Origin of the sequence: Pseudomonas sp. KB_15 (genome assembly GCF_052114525.1) — a bacterium.
Taxonomy (GTDB): Bacteria; Pseudomonadota; Gammaproteobacteria; order Pseudomonadales; family Pseudomonadaceae; genus Aquipseudomonas.
Genome location: NZ_JBFREX010000005.1, coordinates 120,883 through 136,000, shown reverse-complemented (window position 1 = coordinate 136,000; position 15,118 = coordinate 120,883). Strand labels below are relative to the sequence as shown.

The following is a 15,118-nucleotide window of genomic DNA, read 5'->3' as shown; positions in this document are numbered from 1 at the left end:
TTGGTTATCCAAAGCATAAAAAATATGAATTTGAGTTATTTAATGTAACCCCATAGGATCAGCCTCACAAGCCAAGGGGTTATTGAGTCATTCAAAATCCGGGGCATAGAAACAAGCTGATGAGGAACCGTCTGATGGCCGGCAAAACGCTCTACGACAAGCTCTGGGATTCGCATTTGGTCAAGCAGCGCGACGATGGCTCTGCGCTGATCTACATCGATCGTCACATCATCCACGAAGTGACCTCGCCGCAAGCCTTCGAAGGCCTGCGTCTGGCCGGGCGCAAGCCATGGCGCATCGATGCCAACATCGCGACCCCGGACCACAACGTACCGACCACGCCGGAGCGCAAGGGCGGCATCGACGCTATCGTTGACCAGGTTTCGCGCCTGCAAGTCCAGACCCTGGACGACAACTGCGATGAATACGGCATCGTCGAGTTCAAGATGAACGACGTTCGCCAGGGCATCGTTCACGTCATCGGCCCGGAGCAGGGCGCCACCTTGCCGGGCATGACCGTGGTCTGCGGCGACTCCCATACCTCGACCCACGGCGCATTCGGCGCCTTGGCGCACGGTATCGGCACTTCCGAGGTCGAGCATGTGCTCGCCACCCAGTGCCTGGTCGCCAAGAAAATGAAAAACATGCTGGTGCGCGTCGAAGGCCAATTGCCGTTCGGCGTGACCGCCAAGGACATCGTCCTCGCCGTGATCGGCAAGATCGGTACCGCCGGCGGTAATGGCCACGCCATCGAATTCGCCGGTAGCGCGATTCGTGACCTGTCCGTCGAAGGCCGCATGACCATCTGCAACATGTCCATCGAGGCCGGTGCTCGCGTAGGTCTGGTAGCGGCTGACGAAAAGACCGTGGCTTACGTCAAGGGCCGTCCATTCGCTCCGAAAGGTGCGGAATGGGATCTGGCCGTCGAAGCCTGGAAAGACCTGGTGTCCGACGCCGATGCCGTGTTCGACACGGTTGTCGAGCTGGACGCGACCCAGATCAAGCCGCAAGTCAGCTGGGGCACCTCGCCGGAAATGGTGTTGGCGGTCGATCAGAACGTGCCGGATCCTGCGAAGGAAATGGACCTGGTCAAGCGCGACTCCATCGTCCGTGCCTTGAAATACATGGGTTTGACCGCTAATCAGGCGATTACCGACATTCAGCTCGACCGCGTGTTCATCGGTTCCTGCACCAACTCGCGGATCGAAGACCTGCGTGCTGCGGCCGTGATCGCCAAGGGCCGCAAAGTGGCCTCGACCATCAAGCAGGCCATCGTGGTGCCAGGCTCGGGTCTGGTGAAGGCTCAGGCCGAATCGGAAGGCCTGGACAAGATTTTCCTCGAAGCCGGTTTCGAATGGCGTGAGCCGGGTTGCTCGATGTGCCTGGCGATGAACCCGGACCGCCTGGAGTCCGGCGAGCATTGCGCATCGACCTCCAACCGCAACTTCGAAGGCCGTCAGGGCGCCGGTGGCCGTACCCACCTCGTCAGCCCGGCCATGGCCGCCGCAGCCGCTGTGAACGGTCGTTTCGTCGACGTCCGTGAAATGATCCAGGGAGCGCAGTAATCATGAGAGCATTTACCCGACACACTGGACTTGTCGCGCCTTTGGATCGTGCCAACGTCGACACCGACCAGATCATTCCCAAGCAGTTCCTGAAGTCGATCAAGCGCACGGGTTTCGGCCCGAACCTGTTCGATGAATGGCGTTACCTGGATGTGGGCCAGCCCTATCAGGACAACTCCAGGCGCCCGCTGAACAAGGACTTCGTCCTCAACGCCGAACGTTACCAGGGCGCCAGCGTGTTGCTGGCCCGCGAGAACTTCGGTTGCGGCTCCAGCCGTGAACACGCGCCGTGGGCGCTGGAAGAATACGGTTTCCGCAGCATCATCGCGCCGAGCTACGCCGACATCTTCTTCAACAACAGCTTCAAGAATGGCTTGCTGCCGATCATCTTGAGCGATACCGAAGTCGACGAACTGTTCCAGCAGGTCGAGGCCAATCCGGGCTACCAGTTGCAGGTCGATCTGCAAGCCCAGACCGTGACCCGTCCGGATGGCAAGGTGTTGAGCTTTGAGATTGATGCGTTTCGCAAACATTGCCTGTTGAACGGTCTGGACGATATCGGCCTGACGTTGCAGGACGGCGATGCGATTGCGGCGTTTGAGGCCAAACACCGTGCTAGCCAGCCTTGGTTGTTTCGCGACGCTTGATTTTGCGTAAGGCGTAATGACGCCATCGCGAGCAAGCTCGCTCCCACATTGGATTTGCGGCGTTCACAAAACCTGTGGGAGCGAGCTTGCTCGCGATGAGGCCAGAACAGACACCCCAAGACTCACCGCCAAAAAGGAAGTCCGCATGACCAGCACCGCCCAGCACACCCAGGTAGTCCAGAAGCAATTCGGCGAACAGGCCGCGGCCTACCTGAGCAGCGCCGTTCACGCTCAAGGCACTGAATTCGCACTGCTACAGGCTGAACTGGCGGGGCAGGGCGAGGCGCGGGTTCTGGATCTGGGTTGCGGCGCCGGTCACGTGAGCTTTCATGTGGCGTCCCTGGTGAAAGAAGTGGTGGCCTACGACCTGTCGCAGCAGATGCTCGACGTGGTGGCTGCCGCTGCTGCCGAGCGTGGTTTGGCTAACGTGTCCACGGTCAACGGCGCCGCCGAGCGCCTGCCGTTCGCCGATGGCGAGTTTGATTTCGTCTTCAGCCGTTATTCGGCGCACCATTGGAGCGATCTGGGCGTGGCCCTGCGGGAAGTGCGTCGAGTCCTGAAGCCGGGCGGTGTGGCGGCATTCGTCGACGTGTTGTCACCGGGTAGCCCGCTGTTCGACACTTACCTGCAAAGCGTCGAAGTGCTGCGCGACACCAGCCATGTGCGCGATTATTCCGCCGGCGAGTGGTTGCGCCAGGTCAGCGAGGCAGGGCTGCATACGCGCAGTACCACCCGTCAGCGCTTGCGCCTGGAGTACAACAGCTGGGTCGAGCGCATGCGCACACCGCAAGTGATGCGCGCAGCGATCCGCGAGTTGCAGCAGTCGATGGGCAATGAAGTACGCGAATATTTTGAGATTGAGGCCGATGGTTCGTTCAGCACCGATGTGCTGGTGCTGATCGCCGAGCGATAGAATTTTTCCGGGCGCGCCCAAGGCGCACCGACTGATGACATGAGGAAAGCATGAGCAAGCAGATTCTGATTCTCCCAGGTGACGGTATTGGCCCGGAAATCATGGCCGAAGCGGTCAAGGTTCTGGAGTTGGCTAGCGACAAATTTGCTTTGGGCTTCGAACTGAGCCACGACGTGATCGGCGGCGCCGCCATCGACAAACACGGCGTGCCGTTGGCTGACGAGACTCTGGAGCGTGCCCGCGCGGCCGACGCCGTGTTGCTGGGTGCTGTTGGCGGTCCGAAATGGGATGCCATCGAACGTGACATCCGCCCTGAGCGCGGCCTGCTGAAAATTCGTGCGCAACTGGGCCTGTTCGGCAACCTGCGTCCGGCGATCCTGTACCCGCAACTGGCCGAGGCTTCCAGCCTGAAGCCGGAAATCGTTGCCGGGCTGGACATCCTGATCGTTCGCGAACTGACCGGCGGTATCTACTTCGGCGCACCACGCGGTACCCGTACCCTGGAAAACGGCGAGCGTCAGTCCTACGACACCCTGCCGTACAGCGAAAGCGAAATCCGCCGCATCGCCCGTGTCGGTTTCGACATGGCCATGGTGCGCGGCAAGAAGCTGTGCTCGGTGGACAAGGCCAACGTACTGGCTTCCAGCCAGCTGTGGCGCGAAGTGGTCGAGCAGGTGGCCAAGGATTATCCTGAAGTCGAATTGAGCCACATGTACGTCGACAACGCCGCCATGCAACTGGTGCGCGCACCGAAGCAGTTCGACGTGATCGTCACCGACAACATGTTCGGCGACATCCTGTCCGACCAGGCGTCGATGCTCACCGGCTCCATTGGCATGCTGCCGTCGGCGTCCCTGGACACCAACAACAAAGGCATGTACGAGCCGTGCCACGGTTCGGCGCCGGACATCGCGGGCAAGGGCATTGCCAACCCGCTGGCGACCATTTTGTCGGTGTCGATGATGCTGCGTTACAGCTTCAACCAGCAGGCCGCGGCCGATGCCATCGAGAAAGCCGTCAGCCTGGTGCTGGATCAGGGCTTGCGTACCGGTGACATCTGGTCGGCCGGTTGCACTAAAGTCGGTACGCAGGAAATGGGTGACGCAGTAGTCGCCGCGCTGCGGAATCTGTAATCTCTCGGGCCCGCTGCCAAATTCAAGACAAGGCAGCGGCCCACATTTCAAGAAGGTGTAGTTGCGATGAAACGTGTAGGTCTGATCGGTTGGCGCGGTATGGTCGGTTCCGTGCTCATGCAGCGGATGCTGGAAGAGCAGGATTTCGATCTTATCGAGCCGGTGTTTTTCACCACTTCCAATGTCGGTGGCCAAGGCCCGTCCGTGGGCAAGGACATTGCTCCGCTCAAGGACGCTTACAGCATTGAAGAGCTGAAAACCCTCGACGTGATTCTGACCTGCCAGGGTGGCGACTACACCAGCGAAGTCTTCCCCAAGCTGCGCGAAGCCGGCTGGCAGGGTTACTGGATCGACGCCGCTTCCAGCCTGCGCATGCAGGATGACGCGGTGATCGTTCTGGACCCGGTGAACCGCAAGGTCATCGACCAGCAACTGGACGCGGGCACCAAGAACTACATCGGCGGCAACTGCACCGTCAGCCTGATGCTGATGGGCCTCGGTGGCCTGTTCGAGGCCGGTTTGGTGGAATGGATGAGTGCCATGACCTATCAGGCGGCATCCGGTGCCGGCGCGCAGAACATGCGTGAACTGATCAAGCAGATGGGCGCGACCCACGCCGCTGTCGCCGATCAACTGGCCGATCCGGCCAGCGCGATCCTCGACATCGACCGTCGTGTGGCCGAAGCCATGCGCAGCGATGCGTACCCGACCGAAAACTTCGGCGTACCGCTGGCCGGCAGCCTGATCCCGTGGATCGACAAGGAACTGCCGAACGGCCAGAGCCGCGAAGAGTGGAAGGCCCAGGCCGAGACCAACAAGATCCTCGGTCGCTTCAAGAGCCCGATCCCGGTCGATGGCATCTGCGTGCGCATCGGCGCCATGCGCTGCCACAGCCAGGCGCTGACCATCAAGCTGAACAAAGACGTGCCGATCGCCGATATCGAAGGGCTGATCAGCCAGCACAACCCTTGGGTCAAGCTGGTACCGAACAGCCGTGAGACCAGCATTCAGGAGCTGAGCCCGAACAAGGTCACCGGCACCCTGAACATCCCGGTCGGCCGTCTGCGCAAGCTGAACATGGGTTCGCAGTTTGTCGGCGCGTTTACCGTCGGCGACCAGCTGCTGTGGGGCGCGGCCGAACCGCTGCGTCGCATGCTGCGGATCTTGCTCGAGCGTTGATCGACTGACGCAATGAAAGAGCCCGTGCCTTGAAAGAGGTGCGGGTTTTTTTATGCGCGTCGATAATTTCTGTAGCAGCTGGCGAAGCCTGCGTTCGGCTGTGCAGCAGCCGTATTTCCTGAATGCGTGGTCTTCCTGAATGATAGGGGATCCCCCAAGGCGAGGACTTCGTCCTCGAACGCAGCCTTCGGCAGCTGCTACAAGGTTTCGCCGATCAATTGCCTCACCATGAACCACCCGGTAAAGTGCCGCTCCGCCCGTTTCGCCAGAGGTAAAACCATGAGCCAGACCATTGATATTGCCGTGATCGGCGCCACCGGTACTGTCGGCGAAACGCTCGTGCAGATTCTCGAAGAGCGCGACTTCCCGATAGGCACCCTTCACCTGCTGGCCAGCAGCGAGTCGGCCGGCAGTTCAGTACTGTTTCGCGGCAAGAACGTGCGGGTGCGGGAAGTCGATGAGTTCGACTTCAGCAAGGTGCAGCTTGGGTTTTTCGCGGCCGGCCCGGCGGTTTCCTTGAGTTTTGCTTCCCGTGCGACCGATGCCGGTTGCTCTGTGATCGATCTCTCTGGCGCCTTGCCGGCCGAAAAGGCGCCACAGGTTGTGCCTGAGGCCAACGCGCAGGTGTTGGCCGGCTTGAAAAAACCGTTTCAGGTCAGCAGTCCAAGCCCGTCGGCCACCACGCTGGCGGTGGTGCTCGCGCCGCTGATGGATTTGCTCGATTTGCAGCGCGTCAGCCTGACCGCCAGCCTGGCGGTATCGGCCCAGGGCCGCGAAGCCGTGAGTGAACTCGCCCGGCAAACCGCCGAACTGCTGAATGTGCGGCCGCTGGAGCCGAAATTCTTTGATCGGCAGATGGCCTTCAACCTGTTGGCCCAGGTCGGCAAACCGGATGAGCAAGGTCATACGCTGCTGGAAAAACGCCTGGTGCGTGAGCTGCGCCAGGTCATGGCACGGCCTTCATTGAAGATTTCCGTCACTTGCATTCAAGCCCCGGTGTTTTTTGGCGATAGCTATAGCGTGACCCTGCAGTCCGCGAGTGAAATCGACCTGGCGAGAATCAATGCGGCCCTGGAAGACGCACCCGGCATCGAGCTGGTGGAAGCCGGCGATTACCCGACGCCGGTGGGCGATGCGGTAGGGCAGGATGTGGTCTACGTCGGTCGGGTGCGCACCGGTATCGACGACCTGACGGAACTTAATCTGTGGCTGACATCAGATAACGTACGCAAAGGCGCCGCGCTGAACGCTGTGCAGCTGGCTGAGTTGTTGATTAAAGACCTGCTGTAAAAGATACTTTGCAACAATTTGTCGAATGATTCCGCGCGAGCCTATGCTTGCCGGAATGCTGAAGGCGAGCCACCCTGCAGGGCTTTCCGGGGCATCAATGAAATGACCGCGCGCGACGACCCTCGCCGTTGCGCGCAATGCCTTACGGCAGCGGCTATCAATACCTTCTCGCTGGCCGAGGAATGTTCAAACTAAGGATGAGCTAATGGTTCAAGTTCGCAAACTGGTGTTAGCAATAGCGGCCGCCTCGGCGCTGTCCTCCGGTATGGCGCATGCCCTCGGGCTCGGGGAGTTGACCCTGAAATCGACGCTCAACCAGCCGCTGGTTGCGGAAATCGAGCTGCTCGATGTCAAGGATCTCACCGCCGCCGAAGTGGTGCCGAGCCTGGCTTCGCCTGACGATTTCGCCAAGGCCGGTGTCGACCGCCAGGCGTTTCTCAATGACTTGACCTTCACCCCGGTGCTTAACGCCAGCGGCAAAAGCATCCTGCGCGTGACCTCCAGCAAGCCACTCTCCGAACCCATGGTGAAGTTCCTGGTTCAGGTCATGTGGCCGAACGGCCGTTTGCTGCGCGACTACAGTGTGCTGCTCGATCCATCGAAATTCTCGCCGCAAGCCGCCGAGGCGGCTGCGCAACCCGCACCGACTTCATCCGTCGCCGCACCGGTCACCGGCGCGACCAAACCGTCCCAATACACCACCACGCGGCGCGATACCCTGTGGGAAATCGCCGCGAAAGCGCGTAATGGCGGTTCGATCCAGCAAACCATGCTGGCCATCCAGGCGTTGAACCCGGACGCCTTCATTGACGGCAACATCAACCGCTTGAAAACCGGCCAGGTGCTGCGCCTGCCGGACCAGGCACAGAGCACGAGCCTGGCGCAACCCAAGGCCATTGCCGAAGTGGCCGCACAGAACACGGCCTGGCGCCAGGGTCGCCGTTATGTGGCGAAACCCGGTGCAGGGCAGCAACAGCTTGACGCCACCAATCGCGCTCGCACTGATGGTGCTCCGGCTCAAGCTACCACCGACAAGTTGAGCCTGGTGTCTGCCGAGTCCGGCAAGAACCGTGGCAAAGGGGCTGCCGGAGATGCCAGGGCCCTCAGCAACAAGCTGGCGGTGACCCAGGAAAGCCTCGACACCAGTCGTCGTGACAACGCCGAACTGAAAAGCCGCATGGCCGACCTGCAAAGCCAGGTGGACAAGCTGCAACGCCTGATCGAGTTGAAGAACAATCAACTGGCCAAGTTGCAGGCCGAGGGCGCGAATGGCGCACCAGACTCCGCAACGGCTCCGGCAATGTCGGCCGAGCTGACTCCCAATCCGGCGGTAGCGCCTGCTCCGGTTGATACTGCGCCAGCGGCCACAGCGCCCGATGCAACTCCGGCGCCGGCCGAGAAGCCCGTTGAGGCGACCCCGGGCACATCCGACGATCAGAAATTCAATGAGTTGCTGACCAATCCGGTGCTGCTGGGCCTGGCAGGTGGCGGTGCGGTGATTCTGCTGCTCCTGCTGCTGTTGCTGGCGCGCCGCCGCAAAGCCCGGCAAGAAGCCGAAAAGCATCTGCGCATGGCCCGTGCCTTGGCCGAAGAACAGCCGTTCTCGGCCGATTTCGACTTGCCGGAAAGCAGCTTCGAAGGCCTGGAAGTTCCGTCGCCAAGCGTGAAGCTGGCGACTGCACCGACGCCAGCTCCCGCGCCAGCGCCGGTAATTGCTCCGGTCGTGATGACCACGCCGATCGCCGCGCCATTGGTGGCGCCGGCTGCCGAGTACTCCGACGATGTGCTGGGCCAGGCTCAGTCACACATCAATGCCGGTCGCCTGAACCAGGCTGCCGCGTTGCTGGAGGACGGCGTCAAGCAAGAGCCTCAGCGCAGCGACTTGCGCTTGAAATTGATGGAAGTCTACGGCCAGCAAGGCGATCGCGATGCGTTCGTCGGCCAGGAGCGTCAGTTGGTGGCCAATGGCGACAACTACGCCCAGGTTGAAAAACTCAAAAGCCGCTTCCCGGCCATGGCGCTGGTGGCTGCCGGTGGTATCGCCGCAGCCGCCGTTGCTGCCGAACTGGACGCGCAATACGTCAAGGACCTGTTGCTCGATGAGCCGCAAGCACTGGCGCCAGAGCCAGCGCCGTTCGAGGATGACCTCGACAGCGCCTTCGACCTGAGCCTGGATGATCTGGACACGATTACGCCTGTGGCGCCTGTGGCGCCTGCACCAGCACCAGCACCGGAGCCTGAAGTGGCGGCGTTGCCAGATCTGGGAGAGTTCCCGCTGGACGACGACCTGAGTTTTGAGTCGGTGTTGCAGCAGCAGACTGAAATCAAGGAAAACCTCGACGACCTGTCGGACTTCGATCTTGACCTGGATCTCGGTGCGGAGCCGTCGCCGGCGATGCTGGCTGAAGACGATTTCCTTCTGGATCTGGATGAGGGAGTGAAGGATTTTCCGGTCGCAGAAACCCCGGCTGTTCCTGAGGTTGCGCTGGATGATCTGGAATTGCCGGCCGATTTCGATCTGTCGCTGGCCGACGAAATGGATGCGCCGGATGCGTTCGCGGCAGAGCTGGGTGATGTCAACGCCGAGCTGGAGAGCTTGTCCAACAGCATCGGCGAGCCGACCTTTACCGAAGCTGATGCGGCACTGGGTGACGATGATGACTTCGACTTCCTCTCGGGTACTGACGAAGCCGCTACCAAGCTGGATCTGGCTCAGGCCTATATCGACATGGGAGACAGCGATGGCGCCCGTGACATCCTCAATGAGGTGGTAAGCGAAGGCAGTGCCGAGCAGAAGAGCGAAGCCAGGGAAATGCTTTCGCGCCTGGCTTGAGTGTTCGGTACGTTGTAAACAAAGCGGCAGCCCATTGAGGCTGCCGTTTTTGTTTGGCCGATGAATTGATGTCGTCTGCTGTGGCCTCTTCGCGGGCAAGCCCGCTCCCACAAGGTTCTGTGGCGTTCACGAAACCTGTGGGAGCGGGCTTGCCCGCGATGAGGCCGGAACAGTCAAAGGAGATCTCTCTGGCATCCCCGCCCGGCGGCCTTATAATGCCCGCCTTTGCGTACATCATCAGGCTGTCCCTCCTTGGCAAATATAGATAACCCGGCCGCCGAAATGGCAGCCGACGGCTTTTTCCGGATCGCGCTGGGCGTCGAATACAAAGGCTCGCGCTACCGCGGCTGGCAGCGCCAGGCGTCCGGGGTGCTCACAGTGCAGGAAACCCTCGAAAACGCCTTGTCCAAAGTCGCTGACTCACCCGTTTCGCTGATGTGCGCAGGGCGTACCGACGCCGGGGTGCATGCCTGCGGACAGGTGGTGCATTTCGACACCCAGGTCGAGCGTTCGATGAAGGCCTGGACCATGGGTGCCAACATCAACTTGCCCCACGACGTCAGTGTCAGTTGGGCCAAGGTCATGCCGGCGCATTTCCATGCGCGGTTCAAGGCCATTGCCCGGCGTTATCGCTACGTGATCTACAACGATCAGATCCGCCCGGCGCACCTGAACGAAGAAGTGACCTGGAACCACCGCCCGCTGGACGTCGAGCGCATGGCCGAGGCTGCTCAATACCTGCTGGGTACCCATGATTTCAGCGCTTTTCGCGCCGGCCAGTGCCAGGCCAAGTCGCCGATCAAGGAACTGCACCATCTGCGCGTCACCCGTCACGGCAAGATGATCGTGCTGGATATTCGCGCCAGCGCCTTCCTGCATCACATGGTGCGCAACATTGCCGGTGTGCTGATGACCATTGGCGCCGGTGAGCGTCCGGTAGAGTGGATGAAAGAGGTGCTGGAGAGCCGGATCCGGCGGTCCGGTGGCGTGACGGCGCATCCATTCGGGTTGTATCTGGTGCAGGTCGAGTACCGTGACGAGTTCGAATTGCCCGAGCGTTACATTGGTCCACACTTCCTGACCGGCTTCTCGGAACTTGACGGCTGACGCCCTCGAACGCTTTTGTTACCATCCGGGACTTTCCCGGATTTGTCTTGGAGTTGTATCGACATGTCAGCCGTTCGCAGCAAGATCTGTGGGATTACCCGCATAGAGGATGCGTTGGCAGCCGTCGAGGCCGGGGCGGATGCCATCGGGTTCGTGTTTTATGCCAAAAGCCCCCGTGCGGTGACGTTCCAGCAGGCGCGCTCGATCATCAAGGCGCTGCCGCCGTTCGTGACCACCGTGGGTTTGTTCGTCAATGCGAGCCGTTGCGAATTGGGTGAGCTTCTCGATGCGGTGCCCCTGGACTTGCTGCAATTTCACGGTGATGAAAGCGTGGCGGATTGCGAGGGTTGGCACCGTCCGTACATCAAGGCGCTACGGGTCAAGGCAGGAGATGACATCGCCGCGGCCTGTGATGCTTATGCCAGCGCCAGCGCAATCCTGCTCGATACCTATGTCGAAGGGGTGCCCGGAGGAACCGGCGAGGCGTTTGACTGGTCACTGATACCGCAAGGCTTGAGCAAGCCGATCATTCTGGCGGGCGGTCTGACGCCGGATAACGTCGCCGAAGCGATTGCGCGCGTTCGGCCTTATGCCGTGGATGTCAGCGGCGGGGTAGAGGCGAGCAAGGGCATCAAGGATCACGCAAAGATTCAGGCATTTATCAAAGCGGTACGCGGTAGCACCTGTTGATGTGACGGCTGGCAGACTGCCGCCGTCCACTGCACTGTACAAAGCGGATGCACTGCACACAGCAGGCAGATCCGAGGGTTTCTGGTTGCACGCAGGTCATGTTTCGCGCTGACCGCGGCAGTCCATCGACCCTCTTCGCACACATGAATTTAGCGCTAGGGCATACACGGGGCCGCGAACCAGAGCGTTCGGGCCGCCGGTACTGGAGAAAGAAAGCATGAGCAACTGGTTAGTAGACAAACTGATCCCTTCGATCATGCGTTCCGAGGTCAAGAAGAGCTCGGTGCCTGAAGGTCTTTGGCACAAATGCCCGTCTTGCGAGGCTGTGCTGTATCGTCCGGAGCTGGAAAAGACCCTGGACGTTTGCCCCAAGTGCAACCATCACATGCGTATTGGCGCCCGCGCCCGTATCGACATCTTCCTTGACGTTGAAGGGCGTACCGAACTGGGTGCAGACCTGGAGCCGGTCGACCGTCTGAAATTCCGCGACGGCAAGAAGTACAAGGACCGCCTGACCGCTGCACAAAAGCAGACCGGCGAAAAAGACGCGCTGGTGTCCATGAGCGGCACTTTGCTGGGCATGCCGGTCGTGGTTTCGGCGTTCGAGTTTTCCTTCATGGGTGGTTCGATGGGCGCCATCGTCGGTGAGCGTTTCGTTCGCGCCGCCAACTACGCCCTGGAAAAACGTTGCCCAATGGTCTGCTTCGCGGCTTCCGGCGGTGCGCGGATGCAGGAAGCGCTGATTTCCCTGATGCAGATGGCCAAGACCTCTGCGGTGCTGGCGCGTCTGCGTGAAGAAGGCATCCCGTTCATCTCCGTACTGACCGATCCGGTCTACGGCGGCGTTTCCGCCAGTCTGGCGATGCTGGGCGACGTGATTGTCGGCGAGCCGAAGGCGTTGATCGGTTTTGCCGGTCCGCGTGTGATCGAGCAAACCGTGCGTGAAAAACTGCCGGAAGGCTTCCAGCGTAGCGAGTTCCTGCTGGAGCACGGTGCCATCGACATGATCATCGACCGTCAGGAGCTGCGTCCGCGCCTGGGCAATCTGCTGGCGCAAATGATGGGCCTGCCGACGCCGAAGTTCGTTGCTGCACCCGTCGAGTCGATCGTGGTTCCGCCGGTGCCAGCCAGCCTATGATCGAACGTACCCTTGGCGAATGGCTCGCCTACCTTGAACAGTTGCACCCTTCAGCCATCGATATGGGGCTGGAGCGGTCGCAGCAGGTAGCGTCCCGCATGGGACTGGGCAAGCCGGCGCCTCGGGTGATTACGGTCACCGGGACCAACGGCAAGGGCTCCACCTGTGCGTTTGTGGCCTCCTTGCTGCGGGCTCAGGGCTTGAGCGTGGGGGTTTACAACTCCCCGCACCTGCTGCGTTACAACGAGCGGGTACAGGTCAATGGCGTCGAAGCCACGGACACCGAGCTGTGCGAGGCCTTTGCTGCGGTAGAAGCCGGGCGCGGCGACACTTCCCTGACTTACTTCGAAATGGGCACCCTGGCGGCATTCTGGCTGTTCCAGCGCTCCGGGCTCGATGCGGTGGTGCTGGAAGTCGGTCTGGGCGGGCGTCTGGACACGGTCAACGTGGTGGACGCCGACGTGGCGCTGGTCACCAGTATTGGCGTCGATCATGCGGATTACCTCGGTGATACCCGAGAGTCCGTGGCCTTCGAAAAGGCCGGTATTTTCCGTCAGGGTGCGCCTGCGCTCTGCGGCGATCTGAATCCTCCACAACCACTGCTGGACAAGGCGCGCGAGCTCAATTGCCCGTTTTTCCTGCGTGGGCGCGATTTTGATCTCTGTATGACCGATCACAATTGGCAATGGCGCGGCGTCGATGCGCAGGGGCGTGCAGTCGAGCTGCGCGACCTGCCGCTGCTCGATCTGCCGATGGAAAACGCTGCACTCGCGTTGCAGGCTTACTTGCTGCTCGGCTTGCCTTGGGTGGATGCGCAGATTATCGAAGCGCTGCGGGCAACGAAGGTGGTCGGTCGCCTGGATCGCCGCGAGTTCGAGTGGCAAGGCAAACGCTTGAATCTATTGCTGGATGTGGGGCATAACCCGCATGCGGCGGAGTATCTGGCTCGTCGTCTGGCCGGTCGCCCGCCGGTCGGCAGGCGTCTGGCGGTGTTCGGGCTGCTGGCGGACAAGGACCTGGGTGGTGTTGTCGGCGAATTGAATGCTAGTGTCCAGCACTGGGCCGTTGCACCTCTGGATTCGCCTCGGGCGCGTTCGGTTGCGGATCTGCACGACGCGTTGCAAGGTCTTGGTGCTTCGGTCACGTCATACGAAAGTGTAGCGGCGGCCCTGGAAGGGCAGTGCGCGCAAGCCACGAGCGACGACGAAATCCTGTTGTTCGGATCATTTTATTGTGTCGCCGAGGCCCTTGAATGGCTGGCCCGGCGCTCCACGGAGGACGCGGCGAATGGCATTGCTGGATAAGGCATACAAACAGCGCATGGTTGGCGCCCTGGTGTTGGTCGCACTAGCGGTGATTTTTCTGCCGATGCTGTTTTCCCGTCAGGACGAGCAGCGCCAGGTGACGGTCGAAGCGCCTGCAGCTCCGCAGGCGCCGGCGATGCCCCAGGTACAGGTCGAGCCCGTAGTGGTGCCTGAGCCGCAAGCCTTGCCTCAGGAACCCGTGCCGAGCGATGACGAAATCGCCCAGCAGGAGGCGGCGGTGCCAACTGCGCCGGTGGCTCCGGCGCCTGCTGCCAAACCGGCTGCACCAGCGCCGGCCCCGGCCCTGGCGGCTAAACCCGCGACCGCGCCTGCCCAGCCCATCACGGCCGCACCGGGCAAACCGGACACCACGCAAAGCCGTGTCGATGCCAATGGTTTGTCTGTCAGCTGGTCGGTGCAACTGGCCAGCCTGTCGAATCGTGAAAGCGCAGAAAAACTTCAGAAAACCCTGCGCAGCCAGGGTTACAACGCCTATATCCGTACCGCCGACGGCAAAAACCGGGTGTTTGTCGGGCCGCTGATCGAGCGCGCTGAGGCCGATCGGCTGCGTGACTTGCTCAACCGCCAGCAGAACCTGAAGGGGTTTGTCGTGCGCTTTCAGCCGGAACGTGGCTAAAACTATCGCCCCGATATGAAATGCACTGACAATCGCAGCTTACCGATAAGCATGGGCTCTGCTAAAATGCGCCGCCTTATCCGTCTGTAGGCTGCACTGTGCCATTTACCTGGGTTGACTGGGCGATCGTAGCAATCGTCGCCATCTCCGCATTGATCAGTCTGAGCCGCGGCTTCGTCAAAGAAGCACTGTCGCTGCTGACCTGGATCATCGCAGGAGTCGTAGCCTGGATGTTCGGTGGCTCACTGTCCGAGTACCTCGGCGGGTACATTCAAACGCCGTCGGCTCGTATAATCACGGGCTGTGCCATCATGTTTGTCGCCACTTTAATCGTGGGCGCAATGATCAATTATCTTATCGGCGAACTGGTTCGCGTCACCGGGCTCTCCGGGACCGACCGATTCCTCGGCATGGCCTTCGGCGCCGCGCGTGGCGGGTTGCTGGTGGTCATCGCCGTCGGGCTGTTGAGCCTGGGGCCGGTACAGCAGGACGGGTGGTGGAAAGAGTCACAGCTCGTGCCAAAATTTCTATTGGTCGCAGACTGGTCCAAAAACCTGATACTTGGGTGGAGCAGTCAGTGGCTTGCCAGCGGAATCAGCGTACCCGCTGATATTCCGTTCAAGGAGCAACTCTTGCCGATGGCCAAAACGCCTCAGTGAGTAGTGCTCAGTTCAGATCCATT

The 15,118-nt window shown here is 60.9% G+C and carries 13 protein-coding genes; all 13 read left to right on the top strand.

Going from position 1 to position 15,118, the window contains the following annotated elements; all coding sequences use genetic code 11:
- The first annotated feature begins 134 nt into the window (after positions 1 to 134).
- A complete protein-coding gene (gene leuC / locus AB4Z35_RS08855) occupies positions 135 to 1,565 on the top strand; it encodes a 3-isopropylmalate dehydratase large subunit (RefSeq protein ID WP_007986951.1) in 1,431 nt (476 codons plus the stop codon).
- Positions 1,566 to 1,567: 2 nt separating this feature from the next.
- Complete coding sequence (gene leuD, locus AB4Z35_RS08850; RefSeq protein ID WP_442096700.1) at positions 1,568 to 2,212, top strand: 3-isopropylmalate dehydratase small subunit; 645 nt, start codon at positions 1,568 to 1,570, stop codon at positions 2,210 to 2,212.
- Between the two features lie 145 nt (positions 2,213 to 2,357).
- Positions 2,358 to 3,125: a class I SAM-dependent methyltransferase gene (locus tag AB4Z35_RS08845; RefSeq protein ID WP_442096699.1), complete on the top strand. Its 768-nt coding sequence runs from the start codon at positions 2,358 to 2,360 to the stop codon at positions 3,123 to 3,125.
- 50 nt (positions 3,126 to 3,175) lie between these two features.
- On the top strand, positions 3,176 to 4,258 hold the full coding sequence (gene leuB, locus AB4Z35_RS08840) for a 3-isopropylmalate dehydrogenase (protein ID WP_007997553.1): 1,083 nt from the start codon (positions 3,176 to 3,178) through the stop codon (positions 4,256 to 4,258).
- 66 nt (positions 4,259 to 4,324) lie between these two features.
- Positions 4,325 to 5,437 carry an aspartate-semialdehyde dehydrogenase gene (asd, locus tag AB4Z35_RS08835; protein WP_007975660.1) on the top strand — a complete coding sequence of 371 codons (1,113 nt, stop codon included), beginning with the start codon at positions 4,325 to 4,327 and terminating at the stop codon, positions 5,435 to 5,437.
- A gap of 279 nt (positions 5,438 to 5,716) precedes the next feature.
- Positions 5,717 to 6,727, top strand: a complete 1,011-nt coding sequence (locus AB4Z35_RS08830; protein WP_442096698.1) for an aspartate-semialdehyde dehydrogenase — start codon at positions 5,717 to 5,719, stop codon at positions 6,725 to 6,727.
- A 205-nt stretch (positions 6,728 to 6,932) separates the two neighbouring features.
- A complete protein-coding gene (locus AB4Z35_RS08825) occupies positions 6,933 to 9,560 on the top strand; it encodes a FimV/HubP family polar landmark protein (protein WP_442096697.1) in 2,628 nt (875 codons plus the stop codon).
- 282 nt (positions 9,561 to 9,842) lie between these two features.
- Positions 9,843 to 10,667, top strand: coding sequence for a tRNA pseudouridine(38-40) synthase TruA (gene truA, locus AB4Z35_RS08820; protein WP_033052338.1), 825 nt, complete (start codon positions 9,843 to 9,845; stop codon positions 10,665 to 10,667).
- A 63-nt stretch (positions 10,668 to 10,730) separates the two neighbouring features.
- A complete protein-coding gene (locus tag AB4Z35_RS08815; RefSeq protein ID WP_007997562.1) occupies positions 10,731 to 11,357 on the top strand; it encodes a phosphoribosylanthranilate isomerase in 627 nt (208 codons plus the stop codon).
- Positions 11,358 to 11,574: 217 nt separating this feature from the next.
- Positions 11,575 to 12,495 (top strand): acetyl-CoA carboxylase, carboxyltransferase subunit beta, encoded by a 921-nt coding sequence (gene accD / locus AB4Z35_RS08810; RefSeq protein ID WP_442096696.1) that lies wholly within the window; start codon positions 11,575 to 11,577, stop codon positions 12,493 to 12,495.
- Positions 12,492 to 13,799, top strand: a complete 1,308-nt coding sequence (folC, locus tag AB4Z35_RS08805) for a bifunctional tetrahydrofolate synthase/dihydrofolate synthase (RefSeq protein WP_442096695.1) — start codon at positions 12,492 to 12,494, stop codon at positions 13,797 to 13,799. Before accD ends, folC begins: the two co-directional genes overlap by 4 nt.
- Positions 13,783 to 14,436: an SPOR domain-containing protein gene (locus tag AB4Z35_RS08800; protein WP_116261647.1), complete on the top strand. Its 654-nt coding sequence runs from the start codon at positions 13,783 to 13,785 to the stop codon at positions 14,434 to 14,436. Before folC ends, AB4Z35_RS08800 begins: the two co-directional genes overlap by 17 nt.
- Before the next feature lie 98 nt (positions 14,437 to 14,534).
- Positions 14,535 to 15,095, top strand: coding sequence for a CvpA family protein (locus AB4Z35_RS08795; RefSeq protein WP_007975669.1), 561 nt, complete (start codon positions 14,535 to 14,537; stop codon positions 15,093 to 15,095).
- The last annotated feature ends 23 nt before the right edge of the window (positions 15,096 to 15,118 follow it).